The organism is Leisingera sp., from assembly GCF_982940295.1.
Genome location: NZ_CEYXRG010000009.1, coordinates 37,079 through 55,317 on the forward strand (window position 1 = coordinate 37,079; position 18,239 = coordinate 55,317).

At 66.0% G+C, this 18,239-nt stretch carries 19 protein-coding genes; 17 read left to right on the plus strand and 2 right to left on the minus strand.

Annotated elements, in window-relative coordinates:
- Positions 1 to 70: 70 nt before the first annotated feature.
- The 15 genes from AC4HIX_RS10245 to AC4HIX_RS10315 all read left to right on the plus strand — a co-directional run bounded on the left by AC4HIX_RS10245 (position 71) and on the right by AC4HIX_RS10315 (position 14,133).
- Positions 71 to 856: a hypothetical protein gene (locus AC4HIX_RS10245; RefSeq protein ID WP_490398900.1), complete on the plus strand. Its 786-nt coding sequence runs from the start codon at positions 71 to 73 to the stop codon at positions 854 to 856.
- 48 nt (positions 857 to 904) lie between these two features.
- Entirely contained in the window at positions 905 to 1,636 is a 732-nt protein-coding gene (locus tag AC4HIX_RS10250) for a ZIP family metal transporter (protein WP_490398901.1), read from the plus strand.
- Between the two features lie 133 nt (positions 1,637 to 1,769).
- Positions 1,770 to 1,931, plus strand: coding sequence for a hypothetical protein (locus tag AC4HIX_RS10255; RefSeq protein ID WP_490398902.1), 162 nt, complete (start codon positions 1,770 to 1,772; stop codon positions 1,929 to 1,931).
- A gap of 272 nt (positions 1,932 to 2,203) precedes the next feature.
- Positions 2,204 to 3,391 carry a plasmid partitioning protein RepA gene (gene repA / locus AC4HIX_RS10260; protein WP_475046301.1) on the plus strand — a complete coding sequence of 396 codons (1,188 nt, stop codon included), beginning with the start codon at positions 2,204 to 2,206 and terminating at the stop codon, positions 3,389 to 3,391.
- Positions 3,388 to 4,404: a plasmid partitioning protein RepB gene (repB, locus tag AC4HIX_RS10265; RefSeq protein ID WP_475046302.1), complete on the plus strand. Its 1,017-nt coding sequence runs from the start codon at positions 3,388 to 3,390 to the stop codon at positions 4,402 to 4,404. The genes repA and repB overlap by 4 nt, the downstream gene beginning before the upstream one ends.
- A gap of 181 nt (positions 4,405 to 4,585) precedes the next feature.
- Positions 4,586 to 5,830 carry a plasmid replication protein RepC gene (gene repC, locus AC4HIX_RS10270; protein WP_490398903.1) on the plus strand — a complete coding sequence of 415 codons (1,245 nt, stop codon included), beginning with the start codon at positions 4,586 to 4,588 and terminating at the stop codon, positions 5,828 to 5,830.
- Positions 5,831 to 5,952: 122 nt separating this feature from the next.
- Positions 5,953 to 6,873: a DnaJ C-terminal domain-containing protein gene (locus AC4HIX_RS10275; protein ID WP_490398904.1), complete on the plus strand. Its 921-nt coding sequence runs from the start codon at positions 5,953 to 5,955 to the stop codon at positions 6,871 to 6,873.
- Positions 6,874 to 6,877: 4 nt separating this feature from the next.
- A complete protein-coding gene (locus AC4HIX_RS10280; RefSeq protein ID WP_475046308.1) occupies positions 6,878 to 7,177 on the plus strand; it encodes a chaperone modulator CbpM in 300 nt (99 codons plus the stop codon).
- A gap of 3 nt (positions 7,178 to 7,180) precedes the next feature.
- Positions 7,181 to 7,903 (plus strand): DUF5765 domain-containing protein, encoded by a 723-nt coding sequence (locus AC4HIX_RS10285; RefSeq protein ID WP_490398905.1) that lies wholly within the window; start codon positions 7,181 to 7,183, stop codon positions 7,901 to 7,903.
- A gap of 70 nt (positions 7,904 to 7,973) precedes the next feature.
- Positions 7,974 to 8,954, plus strand: a complete 981-nt coding sequence (locus AC4HIX_RS10290; RefSeq protein ID WP_490398906.1) for a zinc-dependent alcohol dehydrogenase family protein — start codon at positions 7,974 to 7,976, stop codon at positions 8,952 to 8,954.
- 22 nt (positions 8,955 to 8,976) lie between these two features.
- On the plus strand, positions 8,977 to 11,412 hold the full coding sequence (locus AC4HIX_RS10295; protein WP_490398907.1) for a Lon protease family protein: 2,436 nt from the start codon (positions 8,977 to 8,979) through the stop codon (positions 11,410 to 11,412).
- Complete coding sequence (locus AC4HIX_RS10300) at positions 11,402 to 12,142, plus strand: hypothetical protein (RefSeq protein WP_490398908.1); 741 nt, start codon at positions 11,402 to 11,404, stop codon at positions 12,140 to 12,142. Before AC4HIX_RS10295 ends, AC4HIX_RS10300 begins: the two co-directional genes overlap by 11 nt.
- Positions 12,143 to 12,240: 98 nt before the next feature.
- Positions 12,241 to 12,750: a hydrolase gene (locus AC4HIX_RS10305; protein ID WP_475046318.1), complete on the plus strand. Its 510-nt coding sequence runs from the start codon at positions 12,241 to 12,243 to the stop codon at positions 12,748 to 12,750.
- A 24-nt stretch (positions 12,751 to 12,774) separates the two neighbouring features.
- Positions 12,775 to 13,146 (plus strand): hypothetical protein, encoded by a 372-nt coding sequence (locus AC4HIX_RS10310; protein ID WP_259973171.1) that lies wholly within the window; start codon positions 12,775 to 12,777, stop codon positions 13,144 to 13,146.
- A gap of 39 nt (positions 13,147 to 13,185) precedes the next feature.
- Complete coding sequence (locus AC4HIX_RS10315) at positions 13,186 to 14,133, plus strand: 1-phosphofructokinase family hexose kinase (RefSeq protein ID WP_490398909.1); 948 nt, start codon at positions 13,186 to 13,188, stop codon at positions 14,131 to 14,133.
- On the opposite strand, the gene ppsA is transcribed toward AC4HIX_RS10315, so the two are convergent.
- Positions 14,130 to 16,511 (minus strand): phosphoenolpyruvate synthase, encoded by a 2,382-nt coding sequence (ppsA, locus tag AC4HIX_RS10320; protein WP_490398910.1) that lies wholly within the window; start codon positions 16,509 to 16,511, stop codon positions 14,130 to 14,132. The two genes, AC4HIX_RS10315 and ppsA, sit on opposite strands and share 4 nt — an antisense overlap.
- 138 nt (positions 16,512 to 16,649) lie before the next feature.
- Between ppsA and AC4HIX_RS10325 the strand changes: the two genes are divergently transcribed.
- The gene (locus AC4HIX_RS10325) at positions 16,650 to 17,015 is read left to right on the plus strand and encodes a GerW family sporulation protein (RefSeq protein ID WP_259969855.1); all 366 of its coding nucleotides are present in this window, start codon (positions 16,650 to 16,652) and stop codon (positions 17,013 to 17,015) included.
- Positions 17,016 to 17,017: 2 nt separating this feature from the next.
- Positions 17,018 to 17,557 (plus strand): DUF2953 domain-containing protein, encoded by a 540-nt coding sequence (locus AC4HIX_RS10330; RefSeq protein WP_490398912.1) that lies wholly within the window; start codon positions 17,018 to 17,020, stop codon positions 17,555 to 17,557.
- A 275-nt stretch (positions 17,558 to 17,832) separates the two neighbouring features.
- Here the strand turns inward: AC4HIX_RS10330 and AC4HIX_RS10335 are convergent, their stop codons facing one another.
- A complete protein-coding gene (locus tag AC4HIX_RS10335; protein ID WP_490398914.1) occupies positions 17,833 to 18,237 on the minus strand; it encodes a c-type cytochrome in 405 nt (134 codons plus the stop codon).
- Between the last annotated feature and the right edge of the window lie 2 nt (positions 18,238 to 18,239).

The window sequence follows — 18,239 nt, forward strand, 5'->3', positions numbered from 1 at the left end:
AAGACCGCCCCCCCCTGCCCTGACCGGAAATCCGCCGGGAACCGGCACGGGGGCAGCCGCGTTATCCTGTATGGGTTTTGCCGTTCTGGGCATATGCGCGCTGCTGGCCGTCTTTGCCGATTTCCTGCTGACGACCGTGGCAATCACCGACCGCAAGCTGCCGTCCCGGCGGGTGTCCCGGGCCGCGTGGCAGGTCTTGCGTCGCATTCTGCCGCACAGTGCCGGCGGGCGCACCGTGATCGGGCCGCTTGTGCTGTCGTCCATTGCCGCATTCTGGATTTCCGGCACCGCGTTTGCCTGGCTGCTCATCTTTCAGGGGTCAGAAACGTCGGTCGTCCTCAGCGGCAGCCGCCAGCCGGCCGGGTGGCTGATGGACCTTGGCTTTGTCGGGGAGTCTCTCTCAACGCTTGGCGGCGGCAACAGCAAGCCGGGGTCCCCGGGCTGGGAGCTGGCGACCGTTCTGGTCGGCGTCAACGGCATGATCGTTTTGACGCTGTCGGTCAGCTTTGTTCTGAACACCACCCAGACCGTCACCGCCGGGCGCGCCTTTCTCGCCCATGCCGCAGCCAGCCAGGAACTGGGCAACAGCCCCGCCGATGAGCTGAAACCGCTGGCGGATCTGGTGTCCGCCTTGAACAGCGTCCCCCACGCCCTCTATTTCTCCGCCCCCGATCCGGCCTTCCGCCTCCCCGAAGGGCTTGTCCGGTTCGCCGCCAACTGGCAGGAGCAGCGCGGCGGTCTCAGCGGCTTGCGCACCATCCTCAGCGGCCTGCCGAATTTCGAGGTGCCCGCCGAAGCGGACGACGCTGAATTTCTCGCCCGCCTGCGGGACTGGTCGGCGGGCTTCAAGTTCTAAACCCCTGCCCTGCGGGAACATTTTCCCTGCGGTGCGCATTACCCCTGTATGATCGCTGCCAGCTTTGCCTTTGCCGCCCTGTTCGCCGCCATTCACCTGTCCATCGGATGGCTGACCTTTCTCGACCGCACCCCGCGCAGCAGGTGGCTGTCCGCCGCCGGCGGGGTGTCCGTGGCCTACGTATTCCTCCACATCCTGCCGGAGCTTGCCGCCCACCAGAGTATCTTCTCAGAAGAGCTGAAGCTGTCCCCTTCCAAGGCCGAGGAGGCAGTCTACCTCTCCGCGCTCGGCGGGCTGGTCCTGTTCTACGGTCTTGAAAAACTGGTGAAAAGCGCCCGTCGCAGGGATGCCGCCAGCGGCCAGGGGACTGCGCCCGGCAGCGGCGATTTCTGGCTCCATACCGGCTCCTTCGCGCTTTACAACGCGATCACCGGCTATCTGCTCACCAACCGGGAAACGGCGGGCGCCTGGTCCCTTCTGGCCTTCGGCGTGGCCATGTCGCTGCATTTCGTCACCACCGATTTCGGGCTGCGCCAGGACCACAGCCACAAATACGACCGCACTGCCAGATGGATCATCGCCGGCGCGGTGCTGGGCGGCTGGGCGCTCGGCGTCAGCGTGCACCTGCCGGAACTGTGGCTCGGCTTCCTGTTTGCCTTCCTGTCCGGCGGCATCATCCTCAACGTCCTCAAGGAGGAACTGCCAGAGGAGCGCGAAAGCCGCTTCTGGCCCTTCGCCGCCTCGGCACTGGCCTATGCCGCGATCCTGCTGGCCGCATAGCCCGCCGCCGCTCGCTCCGCAGGCCGCCGCTAAGGAACCAATCCGGCCGCGCGGCGTTGACTCCCCATAGCCCGGATGCCCTGCCAGGCCGCCCCCCGGCGGCACGGCATCCGGCCCGCAACAGGAGAACCCCATGACCAAGCAACAGCCGAAACATGATGTCATCGAAGGTCTGAAGGGCTCGGAGCAGCACCACCCGCTGAAAAACCGCCCCGGCGAAAAGGGCGATCCCGACCACACCGACCCGAAGTCCGAAAAAGCGGACTCCGAAGAAAAGTCCAAAGACGAGTCGTGACACCGCGCCCGTACGCGGCACCCTCTGCCAGGCCACGGGGCACCGTCCTGACCCCGGTTTAAGGCCTGGCGCCCTGCCCCTTCCGCCTGCCAACTATAGAAAACACTTGCACGAATCCCGCTCTTTGGCCAATAGTCACGGAAAAGAGGCGGCAAACGCCAAATTCCGTGAACACGGCCCGGGCAGAAAACACGGTCACAGACACGACCGGCCCAACGGGTCAGACCGCGGAACACAAGGCAGAGCGGCGCAAACGGCAGGCAAAAGGGCAGATGGATCATACATACACTCCGGAGGATCTCAACGCGGTCATCCGCCAGCACTCCGAATGGATTGCGGCCCAGCTGCACGCGCAGCGCGAGAGCCTGTTCCCCCCGAACGCCTCCAAGACCATGCGCAAGTTCACCTCGGGCGAGGCCGCGGCCCTGCTCGGGGTCAATGATTCATACCTGCGCAAGCTGCATCTCGACGGCAAGGGCCCCTCGCCCGAGCTGACGGCCGGCAACCGCCGCCAGTACTCCGCCGAGGACATCCGGGAACTGCGCGAACTCTTGGAAAAAACTGCCCGCAAGCCCGGCGATTACCTGCCCGGCCGCCGCGAAAATGATCACATGCAGATCATCGGCGTAATGAACTTCAAGGGCGGCTCCGGTAAGACCACCACCTCCGCCCACCTGGCGCAGCGCCTGGCGCTAAAGGGCTACCGGGTGCTGGCGATCGACCTCGACCCGCAGGCGTCGCTGACCGCCCTGCACGGCGTCCAGCCGGAGTTCGACCTCAAGGACGGCGGCACCCTCTATGACGCCATCCGTTACGAGGACCCGGCCCCGATCCAGTCGGTGATCCGCAAGACCTACATTCCCAATCTCGACCTGATCCCCGGCAACCTCGAACTGATGGAGTTCGAGCATGACACCCCCCGCGCGCTCGCCCAAGGCAGCGCCGGGCTGTTCTTTTTCCGGGTCAAAGAGGCTCTGACACAGGTCGATTCCGACTATGACGTGGTGGTGATCGACTGCCCGCCGCAGCTCGGCTTCCTCACCATGTCGGCGCTCTCCGCCGCCACCGGCGTTCTGGTGACGATCCACCCGGAAATGCTCGACGTGATGTCGATGTCCCAGTTCCTGCGCATGACCGCCGACCTGATGGACGTGATTGCCCAGTCCGGCGCCGACATGAGCCACGACTGGATGCGCTACCTTCTCACCCGCTACGAGCCGTCGGATGCGCCGCAGAACCGCATCGTTGCCTTCCTGCGCACCATGTACGGCGACAAGGTGCTGAATGCGCCGATGCTGAAATCCACCGCGATTTCGGACGCGGGCCTGACGAAACAGACCCTCTACGAGGTCGAACGCAGCGCCTTCACCCGCTCCACCTACGACCGCGCGGTCGAAAGCTTGAACGCGGTCAACGACGAAATCAGCCAGCTCATTCAGGAAACCTGGGGGCGTTCATGACCAGCAGCAAGAAATCCCGTCTCTCGATGCTCGACAGCCTGGCCGCGGCCGGCGCGCCGGTGGCCTCCCCTGCCCCGGCCTCTTCGATGATGTCCAGCAACCGCGCCCTGCGCTCGGCCCGCGATGCTGTGGATTCCCACCGTGTCTGGGACCTGGAACCGCATCAGATCGAAGACACGCGGATCCATGACCGGCTCGACCCGGAAGACGTCATCGACCTGCGCGACGCGATTGAGGCCAACGGCCAGACCGTGCCGATCCTGGTGCGCCGCCACCCGTCGGAGCCCGACCGCTACCTGCTTGTCTACGGCCGCCGCCGCCTGGAGGCGATCCGCGCCTCCGAGAAGGTCACCAAGGTCCGGGCCCTGGTCGCCAATCTGGATGAAGACGCCGCTGTGCGCGCCCAGATCTCCGAAAACATGGCGCGCCGCGACCTCTCCTTCATCGAAAAGGCGCTGTTCGCGCAGGAGCTGGTCGAGAACGGCTTCGGCAACCAATCGCAGGTGGCCGAGGTGCTGACAGTCACCAAATCCTCAGTCTCGATGGCCATCGCCATTGCCGAGGCGGTCGGCCCCGATCTGATCCGTGCCATCGGCCCGGCCCAGGGCATCGGCCGCCCCCGCTGGGACGCTCTGGCCAAGGCAATTGCCGACACGGGTGCCGACCGCGAGGCGCTGATCCGCATCGCCGAGCAGGAATACACCAATTTCGCCGTCGAAGCCGCGACCGAAGGCGCAGAGGCCGCGCCCGCCGACCCCTCGCTGCTGGCTTTTGAGGCGGTGTTCAAGGCCGCAGTCCCCTCCCCTGCCCCGCAAGCCAAGCCGGAACGCAAGGCGCGGACACTCGCGCAGCCGCTCACCGTAGATGGCCGCCGCAGCGCCACCCTGCGCCGCACCGCCAAGGGCGTGAGTCTGGAGCTGCCGGGCGGCGGCTTTGCCGACTGGTTGGAGGCTGAAGCCCAGACACTGATTGAAGAGCTTCACGCGCGCTGGCAGTCGCGCGGCGAAGGTTAAATGATAACAATAACTTAGGAGGCACAGAGCAGGCAAAAAAGAAGGCCCCGCAAAACCGAAGCTCCACGAGACCAACTTGTTTCTAGCACTCTCAAGTTAGTGGCCGGAGCCTATAACCGCAAGTCCAAAGCGATTCGCGGGCCGGTATTTTTTTGTCTTTCGTGACGATGACATGGGATATATGCCCCTCACGCCTTTTGGGCGAACGGTGGATGCTGTCCTGCTGAAACACCAGCAGGCCGCCGCCGAACACTCCCCTATGCAGTCTGACGTCAGCAAATGGGACGCCCTGCGCGAACTGGCAGCCGCCCGCAAGGCGTACGGTCTCAGCGACCGCGACCTCTCGGTTCTGCAGGCGCTGATTTCCTTCCTGCCCGGCAAGTCGATCGCTCCCCGGCCCGGCGTGACGGTAGTGCATCCCTCCAACCGGGCAATCTGCGAGCGGCTGAACGGCATGCCCTGCTCCACCATGCGCCGCCACATGGCCAAGCTGGTATCCGCCGGCATGCTGATCCGCCGCGACAGCCCCAACGGCAAGCGTTATGTGCGCCGTTATCAGGGTGAGCGGGTGGCCTATGGTTTCGACCTCTCCCCCCTCGCCTTCCGCTTCGCCGAGTTCTCGGATATGGCGGAGGCCGAACGCGCTCAGGAGACCCGCATCAAGCAGCTGCGCGAAACCGTCAGCCTGATGCGCCGCGACCTCCTGAACCTCGCCCTCTGCGGCGCTGCCGATCATCCTGAACTGACCCTCTGGGACCAGTTCCACGACCTCGCCCAGCTCACCGCGCGCGACCTCCGCCGCAAGCTGGGAGCCGACGATCTGGAAGCCCTCAGGACCCGTCTCGCAGCCGCCCTGACCGACACCAAACGCCTTTTAGAGCCTGTCTGCGCAGAAGATTTGGGCACCAGTGACGCCCAAATTGAGCACCACTATCAGAATTCAAAGAAAGACTCTTTTGAATCTGAACAGACCGCTAACGCAGCGCACGCCCCGGAAACGGAATCAAAAGACGAAACCGGTTATGCTGAGAAACCCGCAGCAGACAGGCCAGTGACTCGTGACATTCCACCCCAAACGCCTGAGGCCCCTGCCCCCAGTGGACCAAGCCTCCCTCTCCGCCTGATCCTCGCCGCCTGCGGTGAGATCCGCGGTTACGCCGATGGCACAATCCGGCACTGGAGCGACCTGATGCGTGCTGCTGACACCGTGCGCCCGATGATGGGGATCTCCGCAGCCGTCTGGGAAGAGGCCAAGACCGCAATGGGCGCGGCGGAAGCCGCGACCGTGGTTGCCGCGATGCTTGAGCGCTTCGCCGACATCCGCTCGCCCAGCGGTTACCTCCGGCATCTCAGCGCCAAAGCTGCATCTGGGGGGTTCACCAGCACGCCCATGGTCATGGCCCTCACCCGCCAGGCCGCAGCGTAGGAGTTCACAGCTGTGAACTCCCTGCCCTCCCCTGCCCGGTCCGGATGGTATGATCCGGATCAACCCGAGATCCGCTCCGCCGTGGCAAACTGCGGCGGCAAAGATGCGGGGAGAGTGGCGGCATGGAATACCGGGACTACTACGAAATCCTTGGGGTCACTCCGGATGCAAGTTCGGAACAGATCAAGCGAGCCTACCGCAAGCTTGCCCGGAAATACCATCCGGACATCAATGCCACGGCAGACGCCGAAGAGAAGTTCAAAGACGTCAACGAAGCCTACGAAGTCCTGAAAGACCCGGAAGCCCGATCAGCTTACGATCATCTGGGTAAACCCGGGCCCGAAGCTCCCGACGGTTTCCAGCCCCCGCCCGGATGGGAAGGCGGCTTTGAATTCACCGGGGGCAGGCCGCAGGGGGCGGAAGCCTTCAGCGACTTCTTCGAGTCCCTCTTCCGGCGCCGGGGGCAGCCATTCGACCGGGCCGGTCAAGATCAGCACGCCCGCCTTCAGCTGGACATCGAAGACGCCTACCGCGGGGCAACCCGGGTTCTGACGCTCCGGGTTCCGCAGGCGGCGGCGGATGGCACGGTGCATCTGCAGGACCGCAGCATCACCGTTCATGTCCCCAAGGGGATCCTGGAAGGCCAGCACATCCGGCTGCCTGGCCAAGGGTTGGCGCCGCCGGGCGGAGGCGCCGCGGGCGATCTGTTTCTGGAGGTGAGTTTTGCCCCTCATCCGGTTTACCGGGCTGACGGCAGGGACCTGTATCTGGAACTGCCCGTGACCCCATGGGAAGCCGCATTGGGTGGTAAGGTTATGATGCCTACGCCGGACGGCAAGGTCGCGCTGACCATCCCGGCAAATGCCCGCGGCGGCCAGAAGCTGCGGCTGAAGGGCAAAGGTCTGCCCGGCACGCCGCCCGGGGACATCTATGCAACGCTCAGGATCGTGAACCCCGAGGTGACCACGGAGGAGGCGCGCGCGTTCTTTGAACAGATGGCCCGGGAGGTGCCGTTCAACCCGCGTGCTGGTATCGGAGGATAGACGCATGAAACCCGCAACCGCCAAAACTGCAGTCGTCGTCAGCCTGTCGCTGGATGAGCTGTGCCGGTTTTGCCATGCTGACAGGAACTGGGTCATTGAACTGGTCGAACATGGGGTGCTGGAACCCGAGGGGGCCACGATCCAGAGCTGGCAGTTCCACAGTGTAAGCATTGCCCGCGCCAAGAAGGCGCGGCGGTTGAACCAGGACCTGGGGGTCAATGCCGCCGGGGTCGCGCTGGTGCTGGATCTGCTGGCCGAGCGGGAAGAGATGCTGCGGCGGCTGGCCGCCTTTGACGACCGCTAGCGGATGTGCTGGAGCCTGGAAGCCTCGGCCGCGATGGCGGTCGCCGGGACTGCCGCGGCGGTGGTGTGCTGGCGGCAGGGCCAGCCTTTGGCGGTTTGGGCAGCGCTTGGTTACTTCACGGTTATGGAGGTGTTGCAGGTCGCGGGGTACCTGACCGTCAATGACTGCAGTTCCGCCGCGAACAAGGGCACGACGCTGTTGTCGTATTTGCACATTGCTTTTCAACCCATTGTAATCAATGCGTTTGTGCTGGAGCTTGTGCCTTCCGCCGTCAAGCGGCGCTGCCGGTCCTGGGTTCTGGCCCTGAGCTGCGCTGCCACAGGTGTCATGCTGCTGCAGCTGGTGCCGTTGCCTGCCTTGGGCACCTGCGCTGCTGGGGCCCCGATGTGCGCAGAGGTTCTTTGCACCGTGTCCGGGAATTGGCACATCGCTTGGAATGTGCCTTATAACGGGCTGCTGGTGCCGCTGGACAACGCGCTGGGGGTGCAGTCCGGCTTTCCGGTTTACATGGCGGCGGTGTTTCTGATGCCGCTGGTATATGGGGCCTGGCGCTTTGTGCTGATGCACGCCGCAACCGGGCCGGTGCTGGCCTGGGTGCTGACCAGCAACCCGGATGAAATGCCCGCCGTCTGGTGCCTGTTTTCAATCGTGATCCTGTGCATCGGGCTGAGCCCCTGGGTGCGCGGGGCCGTCTCGGCCCGCAGTTGGTGGGGCGTGCGGGTGTGACCGGCGGGTTGATCCTGATCACTGCGCCGGAAACTGGCTTGCGGTATTCTGAAATGCGGGGAGACGCAGAATGCGTGCAATGGTTTTCCATAAGGCAAATGAGCCGCTGCGGCTGGAGGAGATTGCCCAGCCGGAACCCGGACCGGGGGAGGTGCTGATCCGGGTAGAAGCCTGCGGCGTGTGCCGGACCGATCTGCACATATTTGACGGTGATTTAACTGAACCGAAGGTGCCCCTGATCCTGGGGCACGAGATTGTCGGCCGTATCGCGGCCAAGGGCGCACAGGCCGAGGGGCTGGAGATCGGCCAGCGGGTGGGCGTGCCTTGGCTGGGGGCCACGTGCAGCCACTGCCGCTATTGCCGGGAGGGGCAGGAGAACCTGTGCGATGCGCCGGAGTTCACCGGTTATACCCGCAACGGCGGCTTTGCCGAGGCCTGTGTGGCAGACGCGCGGTATGTGTTTCCGCTGGGCGGCGGCGATCCGGTTGCACTGGCGCCGCTGCTGTGCGCCGGGCTGATCGGCTACCGCAGCTATCGCATGGCGGGCGAGGGCCGTAACATCGGTCTGTACGGATTTGGCGCTGCGGCGCATATTCTGACCCAGCTGGCGGTCTGGCAGGGCCGCAAAGTGTTTGCGCTAACGGCGCCGAGTGATACCGAAGCGCAGGCGTTTGCCCGCAGCTTGGGCGCGGCCTGGGCGGGAGGGTCTGATGAGCTGCCGCCGGAACCGCTGGATGCCGCTATACTTTTTGCGCCCGTGGGCAGCCTTGTGCCCGCGGCCCTGAAGGCCGTGCGCAAGGGGGGCAGGGTGGTTTGCGGCGGCATCCACATGAGCGATATCCCGGCCTTTCCCTATGGCGATCTGTGGGGCGAGCGGCACATTCTGTCAGTTGCCAATCTAACCCGGCAGGACGGCGAAGAATTCCTGCCGCTGGCCGCCGAGGCGGGTATTACCACCGAACACCGCGCCTATGCGCTGGAAGACGCCAACCAGGCGCTGGAAGACATGCGGCAGGGCCGATTGCAGGGCGCCGCGGTTCTGGTGCCCTGATTCCGCAAACAAGGAGAGCGCTATGGCTGTAAATCACGGACCGGACCCATTGACGGCAGCCAGTCTGCGGCCTGTGCTGCCGGACACCGGGCTGCGTTTCAAGCTGACGGATGAGCTGGACGGCGCGGAGGAGTGGCTGGGGCAGGACCGGGCGGTGGATGCGATCCGGATGAGTGCCACGGTCCCCCATGAGGATTTCCATGTCTTTGTTCTGGGCCAGCCCGGCAGCGGCCGCCATGCGATTGCCCAGTCGATCCTGGCCGGGATCGCGAAGGACAGGCCGGTTGCTTGCGACTGGGTCTATGTCAACAACTTCGAACAGCCGCACAAACCGGTGGCGATCCGGCTGCCGGCGGGATCGGCCAGCCGCCTGCGCAGGATGATGGAAACGCTGGTTGATGACCTGGCCAACCAGATCCCGGCGCTGTTCGAGTCGGAGGATTACCAGACCAGGCGGCGGACCATCGAAGAGGATTTCTCGGCTGAGCATGAACGCGAGATGGCGGAGATCTTTGACGATGCCCGCGCCCGGAATGTTGCCATTCTGCGCACGCCGGTGGGGTTCAGTTTTGCCGGGGAGCGTGACGGGAATGTGCTGACGCAGGAGGAGTTCGAGGCGCTCACAGATGAGGAGCGGGAGGAACTGGAAGCCGCGATCGAGAGCGTGCAGCAGCGGATCTCGGATGTGCTGAAATCGGTGCCCAAGCGCGAAAAGGAACACCGGCGGCAAGTGGAGCAGTTGAACTATCAGCTGGCCTCGCGGGGGGTGGATGAGGCGATCCGCGATGTGCAGAAGGCGTTTGCCGATGACGCGGCGGTTCAGCGCTACCTGGAGGCGGTGCGCAGCGATCTGGTCAGCAATGCGGAGCTGTTTCTGATGGGCGACAGCGAGGACTCCGCCGGCCCGTTCCCGGTGGCGACCAGCAAGCGGTTCGAGGAGCCGCAGTTCCAGCGCTATCGGGTCAATGTGATGGTGTCGAACGGCAGCAGCGGGCAGGGCGCGCCGGTGGTCAAGGAAGAGCTGCCGACGATGGCCAATCTGATCGGTCGGATCGAATACGCCTCGGAGATGGGGGCGCTGGTCACCAATTTCACGATGATCAAACCGGGTGCCCTGCACCGGGCCAATGGCGGCTATCTGGTGCTGGACGTGCGCCAGGTGCTGAGCGAGCCGCTGGCCTGGGATGCGCTGAAGCGCTGCCTGCGCACGGGGGAGATTGCAATCTATTCGCCCGGCGAGCGGCTGAGCATGGTGTCGACGGTCTCGCTGGAGCCGGACCCGGTGCCCCTGAGCGTGCGGGTGGTACTGATCGGGGAGCGGATGCATTACTATTTGCTGTCCGCCTTGGATCCGGACTTTCTCCAGCTGTTCAAGCTGGAGGCGGATTTCGACGATCACCTGCGGCTGGACGGCGGCGGGTCGGTGGAGGGGTATGCGCATTTGATTGCCCGGCTGGCCAGGCATGCCGGGACCCGGCCGCTGGATCAGCCTGCGGTTGAATCCGTGCTGCGGGAAAGCATGCGCATGACCGGGGATGCAAAGCGGCTGACGCTGAATTTCAGCCGCTTGTCGGACCTGCTGCGGGAGGCGGAGTTCTGGGCCGGCAGCGGCGGCAGCGCGCATATCGGGCCGCAGCACATCGAACGCGCGGTGGCGGAGAAGGAGCGCCGGGCCGGGCGGGTGCGCGAGCTGGGGCTGGAGACGATCCAGCAGGGCACGGTGATGATCGACACGGACGGCGCGCGCATCGGCCAGATCAACGCCCTGTCGGTCTTGCAGATCGGCGATTACAGCTTCGGCAAGCCGTCGCGGCTGACGGCGCGGACCCGGCCGGGCACCGGCAAGCTGGTGGACATTGAACGCGAAACTGAACTGGGCGGGCCGATCCATTCCAAGGGGATGCTGATCCTGCAGGGCTATCTGGCGGCCACCTATGCCACCCGCGCGCCGCTGTCGCTGTGGGCCAGCCTGGTGTTCGAGCAGAGCTATGGCGGGGTGGAGGGCGACAGCGCCTCGGCGGCGGAGCTGATTGCGCTCTTGTCGTCGCTGGCGGAGGTGCCGCTGGATCAGTCCTTTGCGATCACCGGGTCGGTCAACCAGTTCGGTGATATCCAGGCGATTGGCGGGGTGAACCAGAAGATCGAAGGGTTCTTTGACGTTTGCGATGCCCGCGGCCTGACCGGCAGGCAGGGGGTTCTGATCCCGGCCGCCAATGTGCGCAACCTGACGTTGCGTCAACGCGTCGTTGATGCGGTGGAGGCGGGCCGGTTCCGCATCTTCCCGATGACCTCCGTCACCGACGGGATCGCGGTGCTGACCGGCCTGGAGGCGGGGGAGCGGGGCGCCGACGGGGTGTTTCCGGAAGGCAGCCTGAACCGGCGGGTGGAGGACCGGCTGCAAGGATTTGCCGACATCCGCAAGTCCTTTGCAAAGGAGGCCAGCGGCAATGCGACATGATGCGGAAAGGGCAGGGGAGGGGGGCCGCGCCAGGGTGATCCTGGGCGCCAGCTGCTATCCGGATGCCGAGGCGGCGCTGGCGCTGGCGCTGGAGCTGGCCCGCCAGATGGGGGCGGAGCTGCACGGGGTCTTTGTCCGCGAGACGGCGGTTCTGGCAGCGTCCTATTCGCATTCCCGGGTGGTGAGCTACTCGGGGCAGCGGGAAAGCGGGCTGACCGCCGCCGCAATCTCCAAGGCGTTCCGGGCGGATGCCCGGCGGTTTGAGGGCCTCCTGGCGCGGCGGGCCAAGGCTGCGGCGCTGGTGAGCTCGTTCCGGGAGGCGGAGGGCCATGTGCAGGAGGAGCTGCGCCGGTCGGCAGAGGCGGGCGATATCATCATTTCCGGGTTCAAGCCGATCCTGCGCGCCGCGGGCTGCATTGCCGTGATCCTGGCGGAAGGGCAGGGGGTGCCGGGATTTGCACTGCGGCTGGCGCGCAAGACCCGCAAGCCGCTGGTGGCACTGATCGCCTGCACTCCCGGTACTGAGCAGGACCCCGGAGCCAGGTCCGCAGGGCCGCCGGGCGATGTGGCGGAAACCCGGCTCTGCGCGCTGCCCGGTGTGCTGCTGCGGCAGCTGGAGCACATGAGCCCGGCTGCGGTGATTGTCGCGGCGCCGCTGGCGGACCTGCCTCCGGCGGCCCGCATCCAGGAGGCGGCGCGCTGTCCGCTGGTCATCCAGAGCGGCGGTTAGGGCGGCTGCCGGGGCAGCGGCGGATTGATGCAAATCATTTCGGCGCGTGGCTACGGGCATAGACTGACGGCATCCTGGGAAAACGGGAGGGGAGAGGCATGGAGACCAACTGCCTGCCAAAGATGGACATGACGGACAACTCGACCGGCTGCTGCCCCAGGTTCAAGCCGCAGGGGTGGGACGGCCGCCATCTGCATTTTGACAAGAAGCCGTTCGCGCGGGCCAAGACGCGCAGCCTGCTGCATATCCCTTTGAATATGGGGCAGGTCTTTGCACGGGTGCAGAAGCATATCGAAGACGCCGGCGCACAGGACCCCGAGGGGTACTTGGTCCTGAGCCGGGATTTGTCCCACGCGGAAGCGGAGCATTTCTTTGCGGTGACCGGCAAGGTGCCCGGGGAAGAAATGAAGGAGATCAGCGGCGATTTCATAACCCGGGTGTTCGAAGGCCCTTACCGCAGGGCCAAGGACTGGGTGCATGACATGGAGGTTGCCGCCGAAGCGGCAGGCAAAACCGCGGGGCGTATATTCATGTTCTATACAACCTGCCCCAAATGCGCCCGCGCCTATGGAAAGAACTATGTCATCGGCGTTGCCGAAGTCAGTTGACGAGTCACTCAGCGGGAGGTGGTTATGCAAGATCCGGAACTGGAAATCCTGATTGAACGGCTGGAAAGCCAATCGGACCTGACCCTGGCGGATTTTGACGGCGTGCTGCATGCGCTGGCGTTTCTGCTGCCGGATGCGGTGCCGCGGGATGAACATGCCGCGCAGCGGATCGGCACCGCGGACGGGGCGATGCATGTGGCCGACGATGCCTTTCCGGATTGGGACGTGCATATCCGCGGCCGCGCCTATGGCAAGCATGGCCGCTGGCACTGCACGCTGCGTGAAAACGATGCCCGGGACAGCGATGCGGCCATTGGCCTGGGCCAGTCGCCGGTTCTGGGTCAGGCCATTTTGGCGGCAGTGCTGCGGCTGGCGATGATCCTGAAAAAGGACTGAAGGGATGCGGCCCGGACTGGCAGCGGCGAAAGGAAGCGGATGTCCCGGATTTTGACAATCACTCTCAACCCGGCGGTCGACTTGGCAACGTCGATCGAGCGGGTGGTGGCTGGCCCCAAGCTGTATTGCAAGGCGCCGCGGGTGGACCCCGGCGGCGGCGGGGTGAATGCGGCCCGGGCGATCCGCAGGCTGGGCGGCGAGGTCACGGCGCTGGTCGCGGTCGGCGGCGCCATGGGCGAGCAATTGCTGCAGCTTCTGGTGGCGGAAGACGTGCTGGCGGTGGCGGTCCATGTGCCTGGCGAAACGCGGCAGAGCTTTGCGGTGACGGATGAAACCACCGGCGAGCAGTTCCGCTTCAGCGTTCCGGGCGAGACGATGACAGATGACGATGCCGCCCGGCTGCTGAGCGCGATTGCGCAGGCGGCGCCGCGGGACGGCTATGTGGTGCTGAGCGGCGGTGTCACCCCCGGTCTGGCCGATGATTTCCCGCATCAGGTTCTGGAAGCGATTGCGCCGCGCACGGGAAAGCTGGTGGTCGATACCTCCAAGGCGGCGCTGGCGCATCTGCTGGCGGCGACGGGCAAGCCCGTGCATGTGCTGCGGCTGGACCAGCGGGAGGCGGAACAGGCGGCGGGGCACGCGCTGCCCGCGGTCGCGGACAGCCTGGCATTTGCCCAGGACCTGATTGCGCGCGGGGTGGCGGATATTGTGGTTGGTGGGCGCGGGGCCGAAGGGTCGGTTCTGGCCACCCGGGAACAGCGGTTTTTCTGCCGCGCGCCGTATGTCGAGGTGCAAAGCAAGATCGGGGCAGGGGATGCCTTTACCGGTGCGCTGACGCTGGCGCTGTCGCGCGGCGAGGCGCTGGATCAGGCGCTGCGCTGGGGGGTGGCCGCGGCCAGCGCCACGGTTGGAACCGAGGGCACCGCGCTGTTTGACCGCGGCGCGGTGGAGGCGCTGCTGCCAGAGTGCGGGGTTGAGGCGGTCTAGCCTGCGTCTTCGGCCTTGGCGGCGTTGCGCAGGACCTGCACGAAGCTGTCGGGCGTGACCGAGATGCTGTCGATGCCGAACTCCACCAGGCGGCGGGCATAGTCCGGGTTGTTGCTGGGCGCCTGGCCGCAGAAGCCGACCTTGGATCCCGCCTTATGCGCCTCGCGGATCACCGTCTCGATCATCCACAGCACCGCCGGGTCGTCCTCGCGGAACAGGCCGGCCAGCGCCTCGGAGTCGCGGTCGATGCCGAGCGTCAGCTGAGTCAGGTCGTTGGAGCCGATGGAGAAGCCGTCGAATCGTTCGGCGAACTCCGCCGCGCGCAGGACGTTGGAGGGGATTTCGCACATGACGTAGACCTCCAGCCCGTCCTGGCCGCGTTTCAGGCCGTGCTCTGCCATCACCGCCAGTACCTTGTCGGCCTCTTCGGGCGTGCGGCAGAAGGGGATCATCACGATCACGTTCCTGAAACCCATCCGGCCGCGCAGCCGGGCAATCGCCTGGCATTCCAGCGCAAAGCCGTCGCGGTATTCGTCCGAGTAGTAGCGGGAGGCGCCCCGGAAGCCGATCATCGGGTTTTCCTCGGCGGGTTCAAAGGCGTGCCCGCCCAAGAGGTCAGCGTATTCGTTGGTCTTGAAATCGCTCATCCGGATGATCACCGGCTTGGGGTGGCAGAAAGCGGCGATGCGCGACAGGCCGCGGGCGAGGCGGTCAGTGAAGTATTCGGTCTTGTGGCCATAACCTGCGGTCAGCGCTTCGATTGCAGCGCGGGTTTCGCGGTCCTGCAGCTGATCGAAGCGGGCCAGCGCCATCGGATGGACGCGCACCGCGTTGCTGATCACGAATTCCATCCGCGCCAGGCCGACGCCGTCCACCGGCAGCCGCCACCAGCGCAGCGCGGCGCCGGGGTTGGCGAGGTTGAGCATGATCCGGGTCTTGGGCCGGGGCAGGTCCTCAAGGGTGTCCTCGGTGACGGCGATCTGCGACAGGCCCTCGGTCACGACGCCCTGTTCGCCGCCTGCGCAGGAGACGGTGACGTCCTGCTGGTCGTACAGAACCTCGGTAGCGTTGCCGCAGCCGACGATGGCGGGCAGGCCCAGCTCGCGGCTGATGATGGCCGCGTGCGAGGTGCGGCCGCCGCGGTCGGTGACGATGGCGGCGGCGCGTTTCATGACCGGCACCCAGTCCGGGTCGGTGGTGCCGGTCACCAGCACCGAGCCGTCCTTGAACCGGGTGATGTCAGCGGCGCTTTCGATGATCGACACCCGGCCTGCGACCGCGCCGCTGCCGACGCTGAGCCCGGTCAGCAGAACCGGCCCCGGGTCCGTTACCGCATAGGAGCGCAGGGTGCCGGCGGCGGCGCGCGACTGCACGGTTTCGGGGCGGGCCTGCACGATGAAGATCCGGCCGCCGGCGCCGTCGCGGGCCCATTCCATGTCCATCGGGCAGCCGTAGTGGTCCTCGATCACCTTGGCCTGCCGGGCCAGCAGCAGGATGTCCTCGTCGCTGAGGACGTATTGCGCCCGCTCGGCCTTGGAGGCGGGCACGTTGCGCGGGGTTCCGTCGCGGTCCTGGATCATCTTGATGGCCTTGGCCCCCAGCCGCTTTTCCAGGATCGGCGTCAGGCCGGGGGTGCTGAGGAAGGGTTTGAAGACCTGGTATTCGTCCGGGTCGACGGCGCCCTTTACCACGTTTTCGCCCAGTCCCCAGGCGGCGTTGATCAGGACGGCATCGGGGAAGCCGGATTCGGTGTCGATCGAGAACATCACCCCGGCGCCGCCGGTGTCGGCGCGCACCATCTGCTGCACCCCGACCGACAGCGCTACCTTCATGTGATCGAAGCCGTGGATCTGGCGGTAGGAGATGGCCCGGTCGGTGAACAGCGAGGCATAGCATTTGCGGCACGCCTCCAGCAGGGGCTGCTCGCCGCTGACGTTCAGGAAGGTCTCCTGCTGGCCCGCGAAACTGGCCTCCGGCAGGTCCTCGGCGGTGGCGCTGGAGCGCACCGCCACGGACACATCCGGCTGTCCTGCCGCGGCGCTGAGGCTGCGGTACTGGGCGAGGATCGCCTGCGCGGTCTTTGCCGGCCAGTCGCCTGCCAGGATCAGGGCACGGATTGCCTTGCCCGCATTTTGCAGCGTCGTCCGTCCTGCATCCAGCGCGTCCAGTTCCTGGTAAATCCGGGCTTCGAGCTTATTGGCCGACAGGTAACCGCGGTAGGCATCGGCGGTGGTGGCAAACCCCGGCGGCACGTGGATGCCCTTGGCGCCAAGCGCTTGGATCATCTCCCCCAGAGAAGCGTTCTTACCGCCGACCAAGCCGGTATCGGTGCGTTTCACCTTGTCGAAGCTGATCACGAGCGCGGGGGATTGGGCCATGTCCGGTCTCCGGTCCTGTGCGGGTTGGCTCATAATGCCATGAATCCCTGAAGGCCGATTGATGCCGCTCAATCCGCGCGGTCTGACCGGCTGATAGGGTCGCCGCGTTGACTGTTATTTCGGTGAAAGGTGAGCGGGATGGAAAATGTCGAACGGCTGCTGAAGGGCACGGTGGAGGAACTGGACCGCCTGCTGAATGCCAAGAATGTTCTGGGAGACCCGATCGAGAAGGGGGAGGCGACGGTCATTCCCATTGTCAGCTACGGGTTCGGCTTTGGAGCCGGCGGCGGTACGGACACCAAGACCGGCGAAGGCGCGGGAACCGGGGCGGGCGGCGGGATCAAGCCGCTGGGCGCCATCATCATCGACCAGCGCGGTGCGCGGGTTGAATCGGTGCAAGGCGCGATGACGACGCTGGCGGCAGTGCTGGGCGATGCGGCCGGAAAGGCCATTGAGACGGCGGCGCAGACGGCCGGGGCCAAAGGCGGGAAGGGGCAGGGCTGACCGTGGCGGGGCTGGGCGCAGCGTTGGGCGTGCTGCTGGCGGCGCTGCTCGTCGGGGTCGTTCTGGTGCTGGTGTCGCCGCTCAGGATTGAGCTGGTGCTGCGCAAGGACACGGCGCTGGCGTTTACGGCGGCGCTGCGTCCGCTGGGCGGGTTCGGTCCGCGGGTCAGGGTTTCGGGCAGGCGGAAAGCGCCGCCCGCAGACAAAGAGCCAGGCCGCAAGCGGCCGTTCGATGCCCGCAGGCTTGTCCCTGCGGCGTTGCGGCTGGCGGCGGCGGTGCTGCGCCGCATCCGCATCCGCGCCCTGATCCTGGATGCAAAATTCGGATCGGGCGATCCGGCGGAGACCGGGCAGCTCTATGGGATGCTGACGCCGCTGGTTTACGGGAGCCTGCCTGCCCGGCGGCTGCAGATCTCCGTGCAGCCGGTCTTTGACCGGGCGGTCCTGTCCGGACGGGCCGAACTGGACGTTTCCGTGGTGCCGGCAGCGCTGATCGGGCCGGCGGTGCGGTTCGGCTGGGACGCCTTCGGGCCGGTCCGGTGAGCTGGGTGGTCGACCCGCCGGTCCGGGCCGGGGCGCTGGCCTTTGCGGCGGTTTGCCGGGTTGCACGGTTCAGCCGCAACAGGGCGGCGGCGGCCGTTTACAGCGCGGAAAAGCGGCCCGTGCTGATCCTGGCTTTTCACCGCGGCGCGGTGACGGGAGCCGGGATTGACGGCAAAAGCTATTCTGCCGCGGAAATCGAGGAGAGCTTTCCGCAGGCCATTGCCAGAACGCAGGCCCGGCTGGCGCAGGGTCAGTGGAGCCGGGCGCCGGGGGGGTTATTCGATCTGCACGGACTGCAGGTAGGCAATGACATTTGCCAGCGGCAGGCCGGTCATCATCGGCTGGCCGCTGGGCAAGGCCAGCGCGACCTGCTGGTCGGAGTCCAGAACCGGGCCGAACAGCGGCATCTCGCCGCCGTGGGCAAGCACCGGCGCGCGGCCATCGACCTGGCGGGCGACGGCCTCCAGCGGGAAGGTGCCGCCGTTGCGGGCCGCGAGGCGGGTGAGGTCCGGCGTTTCGATGGCCAGCATCTCTGCCATGGGGCCGGTTCCCATGGCGTCCCGGCCATGGCACTGCCAGCAATAGGTCCGGTAAAGGTCCCGCCCGTCCTGCGGGTCCGGTTCCTGCGCGCTGGCGGCGCCAGCGGCTGTGAATAGCAAAAGTATCGAGCGAAAGAACACCA